This window comes from Paenibacillus sp. GQ49, assembly GCF_059759055.1.
The window spans coordinates 72,274-92,394 of sequence record NZ_JCAXEL010000002.1 but is presented as its reverse complement, the minus strand read 5'-3'; the positions used below and the strand labels follow the sequence as shown (position 1 = coordinate 92,394).

Below are 20,121 nucleotides of genomic sequence, written 5' to 3'. Positions count from 1 at the left end.
TTTAAATAACTTGCTGGCGAGAATGCTCGTTATCGGGAGTATAGTGCAGTAAATTATGATTCTTGTTCTTTTATGTTATAATGATTTAATGTCATTTGATTCATAATGTATATATCGATTTACAACAATAACTAAACAATCTAGGAAAGCGGGGAGATTCTCGTGCTGCTTCCACAAATTAAACAACCCAGTGATCTAAAGTCGATGTCTCAGGATGATCTTGCCCTTTTGTCGGCAGAGATCCGGCAGTTTCTGATTGAGAAGCTGTCTGTTACAGGTGGGCATCTCGCACCCAACTTAGGCGTGGTTGAGCTCACGGTAGCCCTGCATTACTGCTATAACAGTCCAGCAGACAAAATGATTTTTGATGTAGGGCATCAGGCTTATGTGCATAAAGTCCTGACAGGGCGTATGGATCGTTTTGATACATTGCGTCAACATAATGGCCTGTGCGGGTTTGTCAAACGCAACGAAAGCGAACATGATGTATGGGAAGCTGGACACAGCAGTACTTCATTGTCCGCTGCGATGGGGATGGCCCTTGCACGTGATCTGAAGGGTGAGAACAATCAAGTCATCGCGATGATAGGTGATGGAGCGCTTACAGGTGGTATGGCTTTTGAGGCCCTCAATCATATTGGTCATGAGCAGAGAAAACTGATGGTTATTCTGAATGATAATGAAATGTCCATAGCTCCAAACGTTGGAGCCATGCATAAATATTTGAGCAAGATTCGCTCGGATCGTCATTATCTGAAAGCGAAAGATGATGTCGAGGGCATGCTTAAAAAAATTCCAGCTATTGGGGACCGTTTGGCCAAATCGGCAAGCTGGATCAAAGATAGTGTCAAATATATGATGGTACCAGGTGTTCTTTTCGAAGAACTGGGCTTCACATATTTGGGACCGATTGATGGGCACGATATTCCCAAATTGATTGAAACCTTCAAACAGGCAGATAACGTTGATGGTCCTGTGCTCGTTCACGTGCTCACGACCAAAGGCAAAGGTTATCAGCCAGCAGAAGCCGATTCGCACAAGTGGCACGGGATTTCTCCGTACAAAATTGAATCTGGGCAAGTGCTGAAGGCAGTCGGAAAACCGATGTACACGGAAGTGTTTGGTCAAACGCTAATTGATCTTGCGAAGCAGGATAAGCGGATCGTAGCTGTAACGCCAGCAATGCCCACAGGATCAGGTCTCATTCCTTTTAGTAAGGAATTTCCTGACCGCATGATTGACGTAGGGATCGCAGAACAGCATGCGGCAACCATGTGTGCTGCACTGGCTATGGAAGGCTTGAAGCCGGTTTTTGCCGTGTATTCTACGTTTATGCAGCGTGCATATGATCAGATTGTACATGATATTTGCCGACATAACGCTAACGTGATGTTTGCTATTGACCGTGCCGGGTTTGTTGGTCCGGATGGGGAAACACATCAAGGGGTATATGATGTGGCATTTATGCGCCATATTCCAAATATCGTTCTGATGATGCCAAAAGACGAAAATGAATTGCGTCACATGATGAAAACGGCGCTTGATTATAATGAAGGTCCGATTGCTTACCGTTATCCGCGAAACAATGTGGTTGGTGTACCTCTGGATGATGTACTTGTTCCGATTCCGATCGGATCATGGGAGCAACTGCGTCCATCGGAGGGATATGCTGTCATCGCTTCAGGATCGATGGTGCAACTTGCAGAAGAAGCAGCAGAGATGGTGAAACGGGAAGGGATTACAGCAGGCGTAATCAACGCTCGCTTCCTGAAACCTCTTGACGAGCAAATGTTGCGTGATTTAGCTGTTCGAGGCACCAAATTGATTGTACTTGAAGAAACATCCCAAGCAGGTAGCATGGGTAGTGCAGTGCTGGAGTTTTATGCAGAACAGGGACTACATGATGTTCATGTACAATTGATGGGAATTCCCGATCGCTTCATCGAGCATGGCAGTATTAAGGAACAACGTGAGGAAGTGGGTCTTACCGTTGAAAATGTATGTGCTGAACTGCGCAAGATGGCTGTCCAATCATCTTACGGCATACCCAAAACACGTTTTCCTTCGTAAATTTACATGATAGGAGACAGACATGTCACTCCCGAAAGAACGAATTGATGTTCTGCTGGTTGAGCAGGGCTATTATGAAAGTCGTGAGAAAGCAAAAGCTGCAATCATGGCTGGACTGGTATATGCCAATAATGAGCCGATCGAAAAGGCGGGCATGAAAATTCCAAGGGAAGCCGAGCTGAAAGTTAAAGGCTCGGTACATCCCTATGTCGGCAGAGGCGGATTGAAGCTCGAAAAAGCGATCCGTCATTTCGGCCTTGATATGAATGGACTTGTCATGCTCGACATTGGTTCATCCACCGGTGGATTTACGGATTGTGCACTTCAGCATGGCGCGTCTCACGTCTACGCTATTGATGTGGGGTATAATCAGCTCGACTGGTCTTTGCGTAATGATGAGCGGGTTACTGTTATGGAACGAACTAATTTCCGCTATGTGACTCCTGAAGATCTGACGGGACCCGTGCCGAACTTTGCGAGCATTGATGTGTCGTTCATTTCACTGCGAATCATATTGCCGCCACTTCTGGCTCTTTTGAAACAACCTGCAGATATCGTTGCATTGATTAAACCTCAATTTGAGGCAGGGCGTGAAAAAGTAGGCAAGTCCGGTGTGGTACGTGATACGAAGGTACACAAGGATGTATTGCAGACAATGCTTCATTTTTCCAGTCAACTTGGTTTGCATCTGCAGAGTTTAACTTTTTCACCGATAACCGGTGGAGAAGGTAATATCGAATTTCTCGCACATTGGCGTCTGGAAGCACCAGAGGCAACACAACCAGAGATCGATCCAGCTTCACTTGACGCACTTGCAGAGCAAGTTGCAAAGGAAGCAGCTCATACATTTAAGGGAAACTCATCATAAGATGGGTTTCTTTTCGCTGGAAAGGTGATTGATGTAAAGGGAAATCGTTACTGAACCTCGAATATGTCTTCGAGGTGAGCGATAATGGATGGTCAATATGACACAATCGTTATAGGTGTACTTGCTGTCTGTTTGATCTTGTGGTTGTTCTTTGGCTTACGTAATTGGGTAAACCGACCGATGCCGGTAAGCTTGTCTGGAATGCAACTGAACGTGAAGATTCAGGATTCCCCGGCATTGGATTTGCTTGAAGCACAGGGTTACGAAGTCATCGGTGGCAAAATGAAAGTCCCTCTGGCTTTTGAGGCCAATGAATCCGTTTATTACAGCAGATTATTCATTGATTATGTTGCAGAACGTGAGGATCTCAGATACTTGGTGAAAACGTCCCGTCGCAGACAGCCAATTGAAATGACCGGCCCTGCGCTAAGGGATCGCTTCCTCAATTATCTGTTGTTATATCCTGGCTGTGAAGGATTGCTGTATGTTGACGTGGAGGATTCCGATATTAAGTTAATCAGGCTCATGGACTATCAGGAAGATGTGTATGATGGGGATGATCTGGACTAATATAAAAGAATGAACATTGCAGGGCAAAGTCTGCGGCGAATTACAAATGCTGCTTTATTGCAATACATTTAACTGGAGGCATGTATGAAAGGACAAAGGCACATCAAGATTCGTGAAATCATTAGTCAAAATGAAATTGAGACCCAGGATGATCTGGTTGAAGCACTACGCAAATCAGGTTTTCAGGTGACTCAGGCGACGGTATCCCGGGATATCAAGGAACTTCTGTTAATCAAGATTCCGATGGATGACGGAAGATACAAATACTCTTTGCCAACAGATCAACGATATAATCCGATTCAAAAGTTGAAGCGTGCACTCGTTGACAACTTCTTGCACATTGATCACACAAACAATCTGGTTGTGATGAAATGTTTGCCAGGAACAGCCAACTCCATTGCAGCTTTGCTTGATAATATTGAGTGGAATGAAGTCATGGGGACGATCTGTGGAGATGATACCATTCTGATTATCTGCCGGACTGAAGGTAACAGTGTGACCGTTATTGAGCGGATCATGGGTTATATTGCTTAAAGTGCGTGTTCAAAAAGATCGGTTTTCAGTACCGAGAAGATGGGATGAAGCTAGAAATGGAGTAGCGGAGCGTAGAGAAAACTACGTGAGCAACGGACATTTCGGCTAAATTCCATATTCGATGCTGATGATGCCACCAGGCATCCTTCGTAATCAAAAGCGGACTTTTTTGAACAACCTCTTAAAATCAATGGTTCAAAAACATAATTTCTGAGTTAGTCATCCGGAGGTGTTTTTGCAGATGTTAGTTACGTTATCGATTCGTAATCTGGCTGTGGTGGAAGAAGTGGATGTTGTATTCCACCCGGGATTCCATGTACTTTCAGGGGAAACGGGTGCAGGTAAGTCGATTATTATAGATGCACTTGGCTTAATTGCTGGTGGACGAAGTTCAGCGGATCTGATCCGGTACGGTTGTGATAAGGCAGAGATGGAAGCCTTGTTCGAGATGGAGCAGAGTCACCCGGTATGGCAGACATTAGAGAAGCTGGGTATCCATTGTGAGCCTGAAGAGCATCTGGTCATTCGACGTGAACTGAACACCCAGGGGAAGAGTACGTCCCGCATTAATGGACAATTGGTCAATCTGACCATGCTGCGGGAAGTAGGCGAGAAGCTGATCAATATTCATGGACAACATGAACATCAGAGTTTGCTTCGTGCAGAGAGCCATCTGGGGCTTCTCGATACTTATGGCTCCGAAGTCATCGGACCTGTCAAAGCGACGTATCAAGAGCGTTACAGCAAGTTTATCACGGCGGAAAAGGAACTGCGTGCGCTTCAGGAGTCCAGTCAGCGGGCATATCAACTCTTGGACATGTATCGCTTTCAGCTTGAGGAGATCGCAGCGGCAAGCCTTACACGAGGCGAGGATGAATTACTCGGGGAAGAACGGGTCAAACTATCCCATAGTGAGAAAATGATGGACAGTGTTGCTGGTGCATATGATCTGCTCAGTGGTCAACGCGGGCTTGAAGCAGTGAGCATTGCTCTTTCAAGAATTGAAGACATTTCTGGATATGATAACAAAGGACTGCAACCAATCGTAGAACAGCTGCAATCCGCATTTTATCAATTGGAAGATGCGACATTTCAGTTAAGGGATTACCGGGAGAAGATTGAATTTAATCCGGCAAGGCTGGAAGAAGTGGAGCAAAGGCTGAATCTGATTTCTGGCCTCAGACGGAAATACGGGGACAGTGTTGAAGTTATTCTGAGTTATTATGAGCAGATTAGCCATGAAACCGACCAACTGGAGAACAAGGACGAACGGCTGGAGAAATTGCGAGCTGAACGTGACAAAATGCTTAACCTTGTGATGGAGTCTGCTGAAGAACTCAGCAAGGTTCGCAAACAATGCGCCGAGGAACTTGCTGCACAGGTGGAAAGCGAGCTCAAGGATCTGCAAATGGAGCGGACTACACTGCGTGTTCAGATTACTCCTTTCGAAGATCCTAAGGGCATTGAATGGAATGGACGTCGTATTCGTCTGAATCGTCAGGGCGCGGACAATGCGGAATTCCTGATTTCACCGAACCCGGGCGAGCCATTACGACCACTTGGCAAGATTGCTTCAGGTGGTGAGTTGTCGAGAATGATGCTGGCGATGAAGAGTATCTTTGCGCGACATGACCGGATACCTGTGTTGATTTTTGATGAAGTTGATACCGGAGTTAGCGGTAGAGCAGCTCAATCCATTGCGGAAAAACTGTTCCGCTTGTCTTCGACTTGTCAGGTTTTCTCAATAACGCACTTACCACAAGTGGCTTGTATGGCAGATCATCAGTATCTCATTGAGAAACATGTCTACGATGGACGGACGATGACGCAGGTGGAATCGCTGTCAGACGAAGGCAGAGTGAAGGAATTGGCACGTATGTTGGGCGGCGTGGAAATTACAGAAAAAACACTGCATCACGCACAGGAAATGCTGAATTTGGCGGAAGCCAAAAAAGGGTGAAACGGACGGCTGGCGTAATGATTGACAGTAATAAAAGCCTGGGGGCGAGGTTATCTTAAAGGTACGCAATTGGCGACCACCTTTCGTCAAGCGAAAGAAGCAAAGGGAGTGTGACAGCCATTGAATTCCCCCCTCAGGAAGAAATTGCTAGGTCTTTTATTTGCCTTCTTTCTTTGTGTGATTAGCCAGGCCATTCAGCCTGTGCAAAGTTATGCTTCACTGCCGGATGAATTGCAGGTGTTTGCTGGCAGGCAAGCGGATGTCCGGCTCGCTGTACCTGCTGCTTCAAGCGCCGTTGTAGATCGTCCTGATATCGTTGGTTTGGATGATCAGGCAGCGATGCATGTTACCAGGCAACAACCTTTGCATCTTCACCCCCAACAGACGGGACATGCCAAATTAACGTTGAAGTTGTGGGGTAAAATTCCGGTCAAAACAGTCCATGTGAATGTGATACCGGATTTGCGTGTTGTACCCGGGGGTCAAACGATTGGCGTCAAAGTTAAATCGGCAGGCATTCTGGTGGTAGGTCATCATCTGGTACATTCTGGGCAGGATGAGCGTGTATCGCCAGGAGAAACGGCTGGCATTAAGCTCGGAGATCTGATTACGCATATGGATGGTAAACGTCTTGATGGCGTGGCAGGTGTCTCTGAAGCCGTTGAACTTGCAGGTAAAAGTAAAAAAGGTATTGATGTTGTGTTAAAACGTGGTAAGGAAACGGTGAAGACACGATTAACTCCGGCGTATGACTCCGAGGATCAAGCGTGGAGGCTTGGATTGTATATTCGTGATTCTGCAGCCGGTGTTGGCACACTTACCTTCTATGCTCCAGATCAGGGCGTATACGGCGCACTGGGCCATGTGATTACAGATATGAACACACAAACATCTATTGTTGTGGGTAGTGGTCAGATTGTTCAGTCCAATGTGACGTCCATTTCTAAAAGTGAGACCGGTGATCCGGGTGAAAAACGTGCTCATTTCCTCAAGGAAAGCAAAATTTTGGGCAATATTGAACGTAATACGGCTTTTGGCATCTTTGGTAAAATGTCCGGAAATCCTGAGCACAGTTTGTATTCGAAAGGTATTCCCGTCGCTTTTTCTCATGAAGTCAAAGAAGGACCGGCCGAAATACTTACAGTGGTTGACGGTCAACAAGTTGAACGCTTCTCCATTGACATTGTTCATGTGGCAGATCAAACCGAACCAGCAACAAAAGGTCTGGTACTTCGAATCACGGACCCGAAACTGCTGGATAAGACCGGAGGCATTGTTCAAGGGATGAGTGGCAGCCCCATTGTACAAAATGGTAAGTTGATTGGTGCAGTTACTCATGTATTCGTGAATGATCCAAAATCGGGTTACGGTTGCTTCATTGAATGGATGTTACAAGATGCTGGCGTTTTGATGAAAAAGGAAAACGATAAGAACCTCAAGGCTGGTTAAACAGCCCTGAGGTTCTTTTTTGTCGAAAGCAAACATAATATATCGGATAATGAAATAAATTATTTATTATATAGGAACAAGAAAAAAAAATAAAGAAAAATAATTTTCGACAGGAGGAATTTAACTCGCTGTGTCGAAAATTAAACGTGTAAGGAAATGTACGAAACGATGTTTAATTTAAAGGAGGATACCGTTTTGCAAAAAATTGAGGTATTGCTGGCCGATGATAATCGTGAATTTACGAATTTGCTTGCCGAATATATATCTGAACAGGAAGATATGGAAGTAACCGGTATTGCATACAATGGAGAAGAAGTACTGCAATTGCTGGAGCAAACTCGGGATGTGCCGGATGTATTGATTCTGGATATTATCATGCCTCACCTGGACGGACTGGGTGTGCTTGAGCGCTTGCGCGACCTGAACCTGTCTCCACAGCCTAAAGTCATTATGCTTACGGCATTCGGACAAGAGAATATCACACAGCGTGCCGTGCAACTCGGAGCTTCTTATTATATTCTCAAGCCGTTTGACATGGAAGTGCTTGCGAATCGTGTGCGTCAACTGGTGGGAACACAGACAGCGATGTCCACAAGCAGCGGATCATCCATGTTCATGAAATCCAATGTTGTGCCAATGGGCAAACACAAAAATCTGGATGCAAATATTACGTCCATCATACATGAAATCGGCGTTCCTGCGCATATTAAAGGATATCAGTATTTGCGCGAAGCGATTACGATGGTGTATAACAATATCGAAATTTTGGGAGCCATCACCAAAACACTGTATCCGGCGATTGCCGAAAAATTCAAAACCACGCCATCCCGCGTCGAACGTGCCATCCGTCATGCCATTGAAGTGGCATGGACTCGCGGTAACATCGACAGCATCAGCCACTTGTTTGGTTATACGATCAACATCAGCAAGTCGAAGCCAACAAATAGCGAGTTCATCGCGATGGTTGCTGACAAGCTGAGAATTGAGCACAAGGTAAGCTGAAAGGGTCAGGAGTAGTGAGTAGGCAAGTAATAGTTTGATTTCTTTATATGTTCTAGCCAAATGAATTTTGGCGGCCTATATCTGAACTCGTTCATTTCATACCGATAAACTTCTGTAATATATGCCAACGAATACCGTCAATTATTGGATTCAAGATATCCAATAATTGACGGTATTTTTGCATAACGAAATAACACAGAACATGATGATGTAATTTAGTTTTGCATTGAATTTAAAGTTTCTGCATTAAAGAAATCTCCCTATAGCAAAATTCAGAAAAGGAAACAATTCATAAACTTTTACCCTCAGTTAACGCTTTTTCAAGTAGAAAGTGGTACGATGTGACCATTGACAAAGACCTATATATATATTTAAAAAGTTGGATTAGATGCTACGAACAGAGGAGTAGAATAGTATGTTTACGCAAATAGGCCAGATTGCTGAACCAATTCCTGTAGTACAATCTGATACAAAATGTGATATCGTCTATCATCTTTTCAAGTCCAATCCCAGTCTCGAAGGTATAGCTGTTATGGGGGAGAAGGGTGTGTCATTAATGATGAGGCCCCAATTCTTTCAGCAGATTGGCACCCAGTATGGCTATAATCTGTATATGGGACGTCCTGTAGAACTGGTGATGAACACGCAGGCACTGGTCGTGGACTATTCGGAACAGATTACAGATGTCAGTGTTCTAGCCATGGACCGAGATGAAGGAGAAATATATGATCTTGTGTTGGTCACGTCAGGGGAAAGTTTCTTTGGAGCTGTGAGTATTCGACGTTTGCTACTCGCTGTTGCTGATGTACGGGCTGAAATGGCAATTTTTATGAACCCGCTGACTGGTCTTCCAGGTAATCATATCATAGATGAAAGGCTGTCTCAGGCTCTTCAGATGGACCAATTTAGCGTACTGTACGTTGATCTGGATCAATTCAAATCCTACAATGATAGCTACGGCTTCAAAATGGGGGATCAGCTTATTCAGGCGACAGCTAACTTGCTTCGCAAGTTATTTGTTCCCCCTGAAGCTTTTCTTGGACATATCGGTGGTGATGATTTTATTACAATCCTGAATCACCATGATTACAAATATATTAGTGAGGAAGTCATCTCAGGTTTTGAGGACATGAAAAAGACATTCTACAACGAACATGATTGGCATCAACAATATGTTCTGGGGGAAGGACGTTCCGGGCTAAATCGGCCCATTCCTCTCGTGTCGGTATCCATCGCCGTTGTAACCAACAGCAAGGGAAAATATGAAAACATAGATCAGATAATTGATGAGGCCACACGCATCAAAAAAGGCTGTAAAGCGATTGCTGGCAGTATCATCTGTGCAAATGATACCGCTGGTACTCCGTGCTAGAGATAAGAAATACTCATAGTAGCTACAGCTACAAACGTTAAAGATACAAGAAAAACCGCTATTTATCAGGAGTTATTCACCTGTAATAGCGGTTTATCTATTATGTGATGTGATTCAAGTGCTGTGTTGCGAAAACACTTCAACCTCATTTATGTATACATATTAATATGTTTGATCAATGCGTACTCAGACTCGAATATCGACGGATGGATATGAAGCAGCAGGAGATGTAGAAGCCGTAGTTTGCGGGCCGTTTCCGGATTCCTGATCTGTGGAACTGCCATCTGATGGGTGCTCCTTACTTCCCGTTTTCTTTCCTTCATTTACTTCCTGCTCTTCTTCTCCAGATGTTGTAGAGATAGGTGGTTGTACTCCCTTTTTAGGTGCGGGCTGATGGATCTCTTCCACCAGTTCCCCAATCTTCTGATTGACCTTGTTGAGCTGAGAATTGATGTCCTGAACAACCTCTCGTTTTGCCTGAAAGACGGTGCGCTCTGAGTTTTCCAACATCATTGATTTGCCGGGATCGAGATCATTTGTAGGAGGATTAATCTCCAGGACAAGTCGGTCGAAGCGGCTTTCTCCTTCCGTGGTCTGAATGGAGCCCTGCATGCGATCCCGCAAACCGACCAACTTACCCAATTGATCATAAGTCTGACTATGCTTGATCAGGTGATCGAGTGAAGGGGCTTGTGCCTCGTCGGTTGGTTTGGGTTGTTGCTGTTGAGTTTTTTCGGGCTGTCTTAATTTGTTCTTTTCTTGCAATTCTTCAGCTTTAATTTGGGCAATCTGGCTGTCGATCTGGGATATGGAGCTTGTTAAGGATTTAATTCGCTGAGCTTTGGTTTTAGTATCCAACTCGTCATTGGTTTTTACACCTTGCATTTCTTCATTGAGCCGGATCTTCTGCTGCATGAGTCCCTGAATTTCTTTATCCCGATTCGAGACTTGATTCCCGGGGGTGAAACTGCTTTTGGTTGCAGATGAGATTGAATTCATATCCTCTGTTCTCCTTCTACTCTTTATCATGGTTCTATTTACATATATCGGATGTTAAGAGAAGTAATTGAAGATCAATTGCTTCGTTAGAATGGATTCATTTATGTAGGCCTATTTCGGTGAAGCGTTGAATAAAGAAAAAGAATCTGAGACATGGTTAGCCGATTATGACCCCAGAATTGCAGATGCCAAGAAACGGGTCAGTATGGTTATCGTTCCAGAAGCAGAAGTGTCGGTCATGCAGTTCTATGATAATCTGACGCTGAAAGATTTGAACTCCAAACTGGTCTAGAGTTCACTGGATGCCGTTAAGATCAGACGGAGGAATTGGCCGCGTGGTTTACAAAGGCCTCTGAACAACAATAAAGTAACGAGTACTGTATGATAAGAAGAAATGCAATTCCAGCCTAAAATTACAGTTGATAATGAAAATTATTATCATTTATAATAAAGGTATATTAGTGAACCTCTGCTACGCATATGTTATCGGATGTGTGGCAGAATGATGACCTTGTGAGGCCTTTGTTCCGGGTGGAGGTTGGGATTGGAGAGTATTTGATGCAATTAGACGAACAGATGAAATGCTGGAATCATGCCGCTGTTAAGGTTCTGGATATACGCCGAATCGTTATGGAGGCAGGGGCACAACTGAGTTCCTACACACTTCCGGCAAATGGTTTTATATATACGATTCGAGGGTCGGCTGACCTCCAATTGGATGGAAGAGCATACAAGGCAGAGCGATTTTACATGCTTCATGGGGCGAAAGGATCTTCACTGGATATCCAAACCAACGAAGATTTCGAATATATTCTGCTCTATTACAGAGCATTCCTTGCCTTTCCTAGTTATCGTAAAAAGTGGTTATTGGCACAGCCAGAGGTTGCACCGTTCTCATTGCAATATGGATTTACGCCAAGTAGTCCGCTGGGGTTGTTACGTTACCTTGATGAGCTTGAGGGTGCATGGATTCAATCTGGCAGTCTGGATCTGCTTCATACCAAAAGTTTATTTTACCAATTCATTCATGAAATGATGGTTCAGTTGGCAGAGCAGGAGATCAAAACAGAGCTTGCTGACCCGGTGAAACAAACACTTCGTTATATACAGAACCATTATAGGGAACAGGTGACGCTTGATTTCCTGGCTGAACAGTTCAACTACAGCTCCCGACATTTATCCATGCAATTCAAACGAAAGACGGGTTACAGTCCCATTGATTATTTAATTCAGACTCGAATCTCCAAGGCTCGGAATCTGCTTGTACGATCTGATGCAACGCTGAGTGAAATTGCAGCAGAAGTGGGTTATTCGGATGTGTATTATTTTAGTCGTATCTTCAAAAAACATGTGGGGATCTCTCCGATTCAGTATCAACGAAAGATAAGAGAAGAAGCGAGAGCAGAGGATCGTCCATTGGTAATCTCTGAATCGTCCATTGGCCGAAGATGGAAGTCGGGATATATTGATTATGAGAATCATTATCAATATATAGACGGAGGGTCTACACCAATGAAAAGAAGAAAAACAAGTTCCAGTATGATTATGGTTGCATTATTGAGCATAACGATGCTCCTCGCAGCCTGCTCTTCAGGTACAGAAACAACACCAGCAGCTGGCGAAGGAACGGGTGCCAGTTCCAATAACAGCAGTACGGCAGTATCATCAGACACAGGAAGCCAGACGAATAAAGACAATGAAACACGCACGGTCTCAACGGTTAAGGGCGACGTAGTTGTTCCAGCGAATCCGAAACGGGTTGTTGTGTTGTATCTCCAGGGAGACGTCGTTGCGCTTGGGATTAAGCCAATTGCTACATCTGAAGTATTTAACGGGGCTGCCTACAAGAGTGAGCTTGAAGGTGTAAATTCACTAGGCACCTGGTTCGAACCGAATCCTGAAGCTGTCATTGACCTTGATCCGGATCTAATTATTGTTCCTTCAGAAGAGACGTATACGTTGTTAAAGGATATCGCACCAACGGTATATATTCCATACGAGAAAATGACAACAGAAGAAAGACTCCAGAGTATAGCGAGTATTTTTGGCAAAGAACAGGAAGCTGAGACATTAATCAATAATCTCAATAGCAAAGTCGAAGAGAGTAAGCAAACACTAGCAGATGCAGGCATATTGGACAAAACGGTTTCCATTGTAGAGGGCGGTTTGAAAGGTATGGTAGTTGTAGAGAGCAAGCAATATGGCCGAGGATCTCAGGCACTATATGAATACTTGGGGATGAAAGCACCTGAAGAGGTACAAAAGAAAATTGATGTAGTTTCGGAAGCTGGAGGCACCAATTTATCCATGGAAGTACTGCCTGAGTATATCGGGGACTACGTGTTTCGTTCGGTTTATGAAGGGGCAGATAACCTTAAGGATGATCCAATATGGAGTAGCATCCCGGCTGTTAAAGAAGGTCGCCTAATTGAGATTGATTTCGATTTCTTCTATTATTCGGATATCTATTCAATTAATAAACAACTTGATTTTGTCGTTGAAAAGCTGTTGGCGGCTCCAAGAGCGCAATAGTAAAGAGCAGATGTGTTCGTAGAATTTTTGTACAAGAAATGTTTGTTTTTTAGCCATTGTATTTTGATAAGATTACCATTACACTAGGATTTAAGTGATAATGAGAATCGATATCAAATACTCGATGTTCTGGATCGAATTAACGGAGGTATTTTTAATATGAATCAGCAGTTGGAACTTTATGATGTAACCATTATCGGCGGTGGCCCTGCGGGCATGTACTCTGCCTTTTATAGCGGCATGCGGGATATGAAGACCAAGTTGATTGAGGCACGTGACAGATTGGGAGGTCGCATGCTCTTTTATCCGGAGAAAATGATCTGGGATGTCGGGGGTGTGACGCCAATTCTGTGTGAAGATCTGATCAAACAATTGGAAGAACAGGCAAGGACTTTTGAGCCAACCCTCGTATTTGAACAACAGATCGAAGGATTCGAGCGTCAACCTGATGGCACAATTCTGTTAACTTCTGCAACAGGTGAGCAACACTGGACACGTACCGTCATTATGGCAATCGGATATGGTATATATAAAATGGCCAAGCTGGAGCTTGAAGGTGCAGACCGTTACGAGGTTAGCAATCTCCACTATACCGTGCAAGAACTGGAGCCATTCCGCGGTAAACGCGTGCTGATCTCTGGTGGAGGCGACTCTGCTGTGGATTGGGCGAATGAACTGGAAGCCCTGGCAGAGCAAGTTACGGTTGTGCATCGTCGTGACCGCTTTGGCGGGTTGGAGCGTAATGTACTGCGTATGAGAGAATCCTCTGTAGATGTCCGTACACCTTACGCGGTAGAGACACTACATAGTATGAGTGGTGATGTGATTGAACAGGTAACCATCTCACACGTGGACACAGGTGAAACTGAACTGCTTGAAGTCGATGCTGTCATTGTAAACCACGGCATGAAGAGTGACTTTGGTCCAATCCAGGATTGGGGACTTGATCTTGGCGAATGGCATGTCACTACAACGGAGAGATTACAAACCAATATTCCTGGCGTATTTGCCGCAGGTGATTTTGTAGATTATGGTAGCAAACTGTATCTGATTGCTGGAACTTTCACTGATGCAGCCCTAGCGGTGAACAGTGCGAAGCTTTATATGGACCCTGAAGCGGAAAAAGTGGCTTATGTTTCTTCCCATAACAGTCGCTTTAAGGAGAAAAATAAAGCCCTTGGGGTTGTAGAAGAATAAAGGTCTTCGATCGGTTATATTAAGATGACTTCGGGTTCATTCCGAAGTCATCTTTTTTGCATAAAATGGGTAATAAGAAGGCATAATTTCAACAGATACAATGGTTGCCGAATTGAATATACACTACCAAATGTCTATAATAAGCCTGAGAAACAGTAGAATAACAACTATATAAATTGAAATAATAATTTACACGATAACGGAGAGGACAGAAAAAATCTGAAAAAGCGAAGCGGTCGCCTTTATCACCGGATTTTCCCTTAAGAAAAAGGGAATCGAAAAAAATCTGGGGATAACAGCGATTGGAAGATTGTTCTGTCATCGTAGTGTCAGTGTAAATAAACTTTATTTCAACTTATATAGATACAATAACTAGATCAGAGTGGAGTGCAGCGTATGAAAAAGGGATCACAGCCACAACGAGGTTTCGCCTTCATCCAGCGGTGGTTCAAACGATCTGATAAAAAAAAGATCAAATGGTCTGAAATATATCTCGCACTTGCTGGTGCGCTTCATCGCTTGTTGGTGGAAGGGCGGCGTGAACGTTCAGCAGCCAAACGGCTGCATCAGGACTTGCCTATTAACGTGTTGGGCGAAATGAAGCTAGAGCCAGGGGATATTGTGTACACGCCAAGCTCGGAATCGACTTATTACGCCGGGCATATGGGCATTATCGGTCTCGATGGCAAGGTGTATCATGTGCACCCTTATGGGCCTGTATTTGCTGATTCATTAGAGTGGTATCTCACGCGATTTTATGAAGGAGATCGTTTCATTGTATTCCGTTCCAGACTGAATGAGGCAGGCATGAAAGCAGCCGGGTGGGTACATGACCATTACAAGCAGGTCAAATTCTACCGTTTGCAGACCAATCTGCGCAGTATTGAGCGCAATTACTGCTCTAAGTTTATATATCAGGCCTATCAGTTCACATCGGGACTGGATCTGTGGAGCCGCAAATTTACCCGAATGAATCAGGGGTATATCTATCCATTTCGAATTGAGCGCTCATCAGAGCTGGACGTTCTGGGAACTTTTTATAAATAAGGATGGAACCGACTAAAATACTGTTCTTCCGAAAAAAAGGAGAGCAGGTTCTGTCGGTTTTTTTTATATGTGTAGAGATTAAAAACAGGAAAAACGCTCAAAACGTCGAATAGATTATGAGATAGGCACGCACAACTTGGAATCGTATACATAAAAAAAGACGAGATGATTTTTAGCCCAGAGTAAAAAAATGACTACGAAGTAGACGAACAAGAAAGAGTGAAGCGAGATGAAATGGCCGGGCTTCTTACAACGATTCCGACCGAACAAAAACGTGGTTAAGCTATCGGAATATATCCCAAAAAAGGAAAGGAGGCACTACTGTTCCATATGCAAGAAAAACGTTAAATCGGTCGTGCATTATGCGGCGCCACAGGGAAATGTTTCAGGTGTATGCAGTTCTTGTAAGTCTTTGGCGGATGAACGTGGAATGTTTCCCATTTAATAAGAAGAGATGCGCTCAGGAAATAAGAATTTTTTGATTTATGCGCGTTTTTGTAGTACATTAGCAAATGTATTCGAAGGAGGATTCTAATGTACTCAGGTAGACAAGACGATACTTTATACATCATGACCTACACCTTAAACAGCGGTATCAAGGGTACGGTTCCACTGTCTAATAAGCAGATTATTGAGTGGCTGGATTGCTACAGAAATGAGAAGCGCTTCGTGACCGAAATTGGCAAGGAGTTTTTTGGATTGAATGCAGGATTGGTAGCAGACTTTAAAGTTCAAAATCATTTATCGGATTATCAGCAGACCATTATGCCTACACAGCAGCAGGATAACCTGGAACGCTTGTCCAGTGCTTATAAATCAACCGAGTTATTAATGAAGATTGATTGTAAATGTGGCACGGCTTATGTGACGGAATCCCCATACAAGCGCACAAAATGGTACTGTACAAAGTGTAAAGAAATTGTATTTTTGGATGCCAAAAAAGGAATGGTGGAAACGTCGCGTGGTGACGCTTACTACATGACCAACAAATATTTTGTTTCCCGGGACTAGCGGGAAGTGACTCTGGAAGCATCGCTGCGAAGCGGTGCTTTTTTGTGCGAATGTTTGCTCTATAACAAAAAAAGCCCCAAGGGGCCTTTTTGGAAGATATCTAGATCGATCTTTTAGGAATTATGATGAGCATTCAACTTTGTGAGGAGGAATGAAGCAGCAACGACAGCGTGGCTCGTAAGCTTCTGAATCGCCAATCATGACAACCGGACCCAAGGTAACAGGCTCCCCATTGACGATACGTTGCGTAAAGGCTGCATCCGGGCTGCCACATACCGCACAGAAAGCCGAGAGTTTCTCAATGTCGTCTGCCATGGCAAGCAAACCACCGACATATCCAAATTCCTTACCACGGTAATCCATATTAAGTCCGTCCACAATGACATGTTTGCCACAATACGCTAACTCCGAGACAAGTTCCATAATGGCACTGCTGAAAAATTGTACTTCATCAAATGCAACAACATCAGCATCTATGGTTTGGTTCAAGATCATTTCTACGGATTCCGGGGTTAATTGCCGGGGAATGGAATGGGCAGGGAGTCGGTAACCAATTCGGCTTACGATCTCGTCCTGGGCAAACCGATCATCCTCGGCTGGTTTGTAGGCCACAACCTTTTTACGGCCAAATTGTATTAATTTCTGACAACGGCGAATGAGTTCACCGGATTTTTCACTGAACATGGGTCCAGTAATTACGGTAATACGTCCTGTTTGCACGGTGCTGCTACTCCTCTCACATACGGGATTCAACAAAAAAAGCGACCTTTACAGAGTACCACAAAATCTTTGGAAAGAGCCAGAACTAATCTGCGCAGCTTTGTGTTACTATATGGATTGTTAAGGTATTGGTTACGGCAGCTAGTTAACAGGAGTTGTGAAAAGAGGTGTTTAGTATGAGTGAAGCATTAACATCACTTCAAGAGCGATATGAAAGCCTGAAAGAACAGGGATCTCTGGGTGAAGCGGCGCAGGTGTTATTTGCAGAACTGTTCGCAGAAGCGGAGAGACTGCAGGCAAGTAACCTTACCTTGCGTAGAACGATCTTGAAGTCTTCTTCCAAAGAATCACGTATGTCTACAAAACTGCGGGATGCCTTATACGAATGACCCGGAGATTACTCCGGGTCCTCTTCTGTCTTTAATTTGCGAGGGAATAGAATACCTGCTGTAATTCTGGCAATCATGGCAAAGGTAAGCCCAATGCCTGCAAACATGTAGATTACGGTAAAGGCTTTGCCGAATCCGGTGGATGGCACAAATTCAGGATGTCCCACCGTAGTCAGGGTAACCGCACAGAAGTATAGCGCATCGATCCAGTGCAGACCTTCAACACGAATGTAAAATAAAGTGCCTGACAGCAACGTTGCTGCCGTTAACGCGAACAGAGCCAGAAACTTAGGGTCTTTGAACGCATGGAAAATGCCTTTGAGCAATCGTTGTAACGTGATTAGAAATGATACCATGATGATCCATCCTGTCTATGTAAAGTAGGCGGTGTGTTGTATAAACACACAAAAAGCCCGGACTCATGGAGTCCTTCCGGGCGTCTCTGCTTTTTCGGGTACACTTTTGGACCGGAAACGGGGACCTACATAATTACGCTTGCGGTCACGGAACAGGATCCAGCCTCCCAGAAAACTCATACCTGCGGCAAAAAGGACAAGTCCACCGCCAAAGGAAAGCCACTGGAACCCTGGTGAAATCAGTTCGTTCCCGTGCTCGGCATAATATAGGAACAGGGCATCTTTCATCATCAGAAAACCCTTCATTGCCATTAACCCGGGGATGACCAGAACAACAATTGCTAAAAATCGCGCAAAGACCAATCTTGTATTCATGAGCATTATACCCTTTCTGCCAAAGTCGACATTAAATAAAGGTTACGCTTACAGATCATACCTGATTCCATCATAGCTTGGAATGCATAGGCTGTCCATGTGTGATTGCTTCAAACTTTGAGTTGACAGCTCAAGGAGAGTACAATGGCATATAGAGGGTATAAGCTAAACCATGATTTAAGCCATCATAAATTATATTGAAATTTGATTCATAGAGGAGAGCATGAGAGATGCCAATTACATGTGATGTTGCAATTCTTGGAGGAGGAACCGGTGGATATGTAGCCGCGATCCGGGCTGCACAGCTGGGAAAACAGGTCGTTATCATTGAGAAGGACAAGCTTGGCGGAACCTGTCTGCATCGTGGCTGTATTCCGAGTAAAGCTTTGCTGAAAAGTGCGGAAGTATACGCCGAGATCCAGGAGAGCGAGACGTATGGTATCGAGACCGCTGGAGCCACACTTGTATTTCCCAAAGTACAGGCGCGCAAGGATGCAATTGTCGAACAGCTCCATCAAGGCGTTCAATATTTGATGAAAAAAAATAAGATCCAGGTTGTACACGCGAAAGGTCGCGTCATCGGACCTTCCATCTTCTCACCGCAGAGCGGAGCAGTCGCTGTAGAGTTCGAAGATGGCGAGATGGATACGGTTGTACCAACCAATCTCATCATTGCTACTGGTTCGCGTCCTCGTGTGCTGCCGGGCCTGGAACCGGACGGCAAGTTTATTATGAGCAGCGACGAAGCCCTGCGTATGGATGAACTTCCTGCATCACTCATCATTGTCGGTGGGGGTGTGATTGGACTGGAGTGGGCATCCATGTTGAATGACTTTGGCGTAGAGATCACAGTAGTAGAAGCAGCTGCTCACGTGTTGCCTGCCGAGGATGAGGATGTTGCCAGAGAAATGCAGCGATTGCTCGGCAAACGAGGTGTTCGTTTCCTGACAGGCGCCACTGTTCTAACGGAAACATATAACACGGATCAAGAGGGCATCCAGATTGATGTGCAGCTTGGTGAAGATAAGCAGGAAACGCTAAGAGCGGAGAAAATGCTCGTGTCGGTTGGACGTCAGGCTAATGTCGAAAATATCGGACTCGAAAATACAGATATCAAACTGGAGCGTGGGTTCATCGCTGTGAACAAACAGTTACAGACCGGCGAAGGTCACATCTACGCCATTGGTGACTGCATCGGCGGTTTACAGCTTGCACATGCCGCAAGTCATGAAGGCATTCTCGCTGTGGATCATCTGGCGGGCGAAACGGTACATGCCGTAGAATCCCACCGTATCCCGCGCTGTGTGTATACACGTCCGGAAGCAGCAAGCATCGGATTCACCGAGCGAGAAGCCAAAGAACGTGGCTATGATATTAAAACAGGGAAGTTCCCATTTTCGGCCATTGGCAAATCGCTTATTCACGGAAGTCGGGATGGATTCGTGAAGGTGATCGCAGATGCCAAGACGAATGATATATTGGGGGTACATATGATTGGCACCCATGTGACGGAATTAATCGCTGAGGCTTCTCTGGCTCAGATGCTGGATGCCACACCTTGGGAAGTCGGACAAACCATTCATCCGCACCCTTCTCTGTCGGAAATTATGGGTGAAGCCATGTTGGCGGTCGATGGAAAGGCCATTGGAATGTAAGCCAAACAAGCTTAT

The 20,121-nt window shown here is 44.6% G+C and carries 19 protein-coding genes; 15 read left to right on the top strand and 4 right to left on the bottom strand.

The window, feature by feature from the left end; translation table 11 throughout:
- Positions 1–162 precede the first annotated feature (162 nt).
- The 8 genes from dxs (at position 163) to AC6CIF_RS04955 (ending at position 9,825) form a co-directional block, all read left to right on the top strand.
- Positions 163–2,070, top strand: coding sequence for a 1-deoxy-D-xylulose-5-phosphate synthase (dxs, locus tag AC6CIF_RS04990; RefSeq protein WP_498198318.1), 1,908 nt, complete (start codon positions 163–165; stop codon positions 2,068–2,070).
- 22 nt (positions 2,071–2,092) lie between these two features.
- A complete protein-coding gene (locus AC6CIF_RS04985; protein WP_498198316.1) occupies positions 2,093–2,938 on the top strand; it encodes a TlyA family RNA methyltransferase in 846 nt (281 codons plus the stop codon).
- Between the two features lie 84 nt (positions 2,939–3,022).
- A complete protein-coding gene (locus AC6CIF_RS04980) occupies positions 3,023–3,508 on the top strand; it encodes a hypothetical protein (RefSeq protein ID WP_076215803.1) in 486 nt (161 codons plus the stop codon).
- A gap of 84 nt (positions 3,509–3,592) precedes the next feature.
- Complete coding sequence (ahrC, locus tag AC6CIF_RS04975) at positions 3,593–4,042, top strand: transcriptional regulator AhrC/ArgR (protein WP_017687604.1); 450 nt, start codon at positions 3,593–3,595, stop codon at positions 4,040–4,042.
- A gap of 241 nt (positions 4,043–4,283) precedes the next feature.
- The gene (gene recN, locus AC6CIF_RS04970) at positions 4,284–6,002 is read left to right on the top strand and encodes a DNA repair protein RecN (RefSeq protein WP_076215806.1); all 1,719 of its coding nucleotides are present in this window, start codon (positions 4,284–4,286) and stop codon (positions 6,000–6,002) included.
- Positions 6,003–6,122: 120 nt separating this feature from the next.
- Positions 6,123–7,451 carry a SpoIVB peptidase gene (gene spoIVB / locus AC6CIF_RS04965; RefSeq protein WP_498198313.1) on the top strand — a complete coding sequence of 443 codons (1,329 nt, stop codon included), beginning with the start codon at positions 6,123–6,125 and terminating at the stop codon, positions 7,449–7,451.
- A gap of 195 nt (positions 7,452–7,646) precedes the next feature.
- On the top strand, positions 7,647–8,453 hold the full coding sequence (gene spo0A / locus AC6CIF_RS04960; protein WP_017687607.1) for a sporulation transcription factor Spo0A: 807 nt from the start codon (positions 7,647–7,649) through the stop codon (positions 8,451–8,453).
- Positions 8,454–8,868: 415 nt separating this feature from the next.
- Entirely contained in the window at positions 8,869–9,825 is a 957-nt protein-coding gene (locus tag AC6CIF_RS04955) for a GGDEF domain-containing protein (RefSeq protein ID WP_498198311.1), read from the top strand.
- Positions 9,826–10,011: 186 nt separating this feature from the next.
- Here the strand turns inward: AC6CIF_RS04955 and AC6CIF_RS04950 are convergent, their stop codons facing one another.
- A complete protein-coding gene (locus AC6CIF_RS04950) occupies positions 10,012–10,824 on the bottom strand; it encodes a hypothetical protein (protein WP_498198310.1) in 813 nt (270 codons plus the stop codon).
- A 127-nt stretch (positions 10,825–10,951) separates the two neighbouring features.
- Between AC6CIF_RS04950 and AC6CIF_RS04945 the strand changes: the two genes are divergently transcribed.
- From AC6CIF_RS04945 to AC6CIF_RS04925, 5 genes are all read left to right on the top strand, one after another.
- On the top strand, positions 10,952–11,116 hold the full coding sequence (locus tag AC6CIF_RS04945; RefSeq protein WP_498198309.1) for a hypothetical protein: 165 nt from the start codon (positions 10,952–10,954) through the stop codon (positions 11,114–11,116).
- Between the two features lie 266 nt (positions 11,117–11,382).
- Complete coding sequence (locus tag AC6CIF_RS04940) at positions 11,383–13,356, top strand: AraC family transcriptional regulator (RefSeq protein ID WP_498198307.1); 1,974 nt, start codon at positions 11,383–11,385, stop codon at positions 13,354–13,356.
- A gap of 159 nt (positions 13,357–13,515) precedes the next feature.
- Positions 13,516–14,553, top strand: coding sequence for an NAD(P)/FAD-dependent oxidoreductase (locus AC6CIF_RS04935; protein ID WP_498198306.1), 1,038 nt, complete (start codon positions 13,516–13,518; stop codon positions 14,551–14,553).
- 396 nt (positions 14,554–14,949) lie between these two features.
- Positions 14,950–15,600, top strand: a complete 651-nt coding sequence (locus AC6CIF_RS04930; protein WP_237174561.1) for a hypothetical protein — start codon at positions 14,950–14,952, stop codon at positions 15,598–15,600.
- A 534-nt stretch (positions 15,601–16,134) separates the two neighbouring features.
- The gene (locus AC6CIF_RS04925; protein ID WP_017687614.1) at positions 16,135–16,611 is read left to right on the top strand and encodes a hypothetical protein; all 477 of its coding nucleotides are present in this window, start codon (positions 16,135–16,137) and stop codon (positions 16,609–16,611) included.
- 120 nt (positions 16,612–16,731) lie between these two features.
- Here the strand turns inward: AC6CIF_RS04925 and AC6CIF_RS04920 are convergent, their stop codons facing one another.
- A complete protein-coding gene (locus AC6CIF_RS04920; RefSeq protein ID WP_062835251.1) occupies positions 16,732–17,331 on the bottom strand; it encodes a thymidine kinase in 600 nt (199 codons plus the stop codon).
- 176 nt (positions 17,332–17,507) lie between these two features.
- Between AC6CIF_RS04920 and AC6CIF_RS04915 the strand changes: the two genes are divergently transcribed.
- Positions 17,508–17,720, top strand: coding sequence for a hypothetical protein (locus AC6CIF_RS04915; RefSeq protein WP_498198303.1), 213 nt, complete (start codon positions 17,508–17,510; stop codon positions 17,718–17,720).
- A gap of 8 nt (positions 17,721–17,728) precedes the next feature.
- Here the strand turns inward: AC6CIF_RS04915 and AC6CIF_RS04910 are convergent, their stop codons facing one another.
- Together AC6CIF_RS04910 and AC6CIF_RS04905 are read right to left on the bottom strand one after the other, a co-directional pair.
- Positions 17,729–18,076 (bottom strand): potassium channel family protein, encoded by a 348-nt coding sequence (locus AC6CIF_RS04910; RefSeq protein WP_498198301.1) that lies wholly within the window; start codon positions 18,074–18,076, stop codon positions 17,729–17,731.
- Between the two features lie 63 nt (positions 18,077–18,139).
- A complete protein-coding gene (locus AC6CIF_RS04905) occupies positions 18,140–18,457 on the bottom strand; it encodes a DUF2627 domain-containing protein (protein ID WP_017687618.1) in 318 nt (105 codons plus the stop codon).
- 224 nt (positions 18,458–18,681) lie between these two features.
- Between AC6CIF_RS04905 and lpdA the strand changes: the two genes are divergently transcribed.
- Positions 18,682–20,106 (top strand): dihydrolipoyl dehydrogenase, encoded by a 1,425-nt coding sequence (gene lpdA / locus AC6CIF_RS04900; protein WP_498198299.1) that lies wholly within the window; start codon positions 18,682–18,684, stop codon positions 20,104–20,106.
- The last annotated feature ends 15 nt before the right edge of the window (positions 20,107–20,121 follow it).

What these genes read in the sequence shown, in the direction of transcription:
- AC6CIF_RS04985 (WP_498198316.1), top strand. Translation starts at nt 2,093, where the DNA reads ATGTCACTCCCGAAAGAACGAATTGATGTTCTGCTGGTTGAGCAGGGC.
- AC6CIF_RS04980 (WP_076215803.1), top strand. Translation starts at nt 3,023, where the DNA reads ATGGATGGTCAATATGACACAATCGTTATAGGTGTACTTGCTGTCTGT.
- ahrC (WP_017687604.1), top strand. Translation starts at nt 3,593, where the DNA reads ATGAAAGGACAAAGGCACATCAAGATTCGTGAAATCATTAGTCAAAAT.
- recN (WP_076215806.1), top strand. Translation starts at nt 4,284, where the DNA reads ATGTTAGTTACGTTATCGATTCGTAATCTGGCTGTGGTGGAAGAAGTG.
- AC6CIF_RS04955 (WP_498198311.1), top strand. Translation starts at nt 8,869, where the DNA reads ATGTTTACGCAAATAGGCCAGATTGCTGAACCAATTCCTGTAGTACAA.
- AC6CIF_RS04950 (WP_498198310.1), bottom strand. Translation starts at nt 10,824, where the DNA reads ATGAATTCAATCTCATCTGCAACCAAAAGCAGTTTCACCCCCGGGAAT.
- AC6CIF_RS04940 (WP_498198307.1), top strand. Translation starts at nt 11,383, where the DNA reads ATGCAATTAGACGAACAGATGAAATGCTGGAATCATGCCGCTGTTAAG.
- AC6CIF_RS04935 (WP_498198306.1), top strand. Translation starts at nt 13,516, where the DNA reads ATGAATCAGCAGTTGGAACTTTATGATGTAACCATTATCGGCGGTGGC.
- AC6CIF_RS04930 (WP_237174561.1), top strand. Translation starts at nt 14,950, where the DNA reads ATGAAAAAGGGATCACAGCCACAACGAGGTTTCGCCTTCATCCAGCGG.
- AC6CIF_RS04925 (WP_017687614.1), top strand. Translation starts at nt 16,135, where the DNA reads ATGTACTCAGGTAGACAAGACGATACTTTATACATCATGACCTACACC.
- AC6CIF_RS04915 (WP_498198303.1), top strand. Translation starts at nt 17,508, where the DNA reads ATGAGTGAAGCATTAACATCACTTCAAGAGCGATATGAAAGCCTGAAA.
- AC6CIF_RS04910 (WP_498198301.1), bottom strand. Translation starts at nt 18,076, where the DNA reads ATGGTATCATTTCTAATCACGTTACAACGATTGCTCAAAGGCATTTTC.
- AC6CIF_RS04905 (WP_017687618.1), bottom strand. Translation starts at nt 18,457, where the DNA reads ATGCTCATGAATACAAGATTGGTCTTTGCGCGATTTTTAGCAATTGTT.
- lpdA (WP_498198299.1), top strand. Translation starts at nt 18,682, where the DNA reads ATGCCAATTACATGTGATGTTGCAATTCTTGGAGGAGGAACCGGTGGA.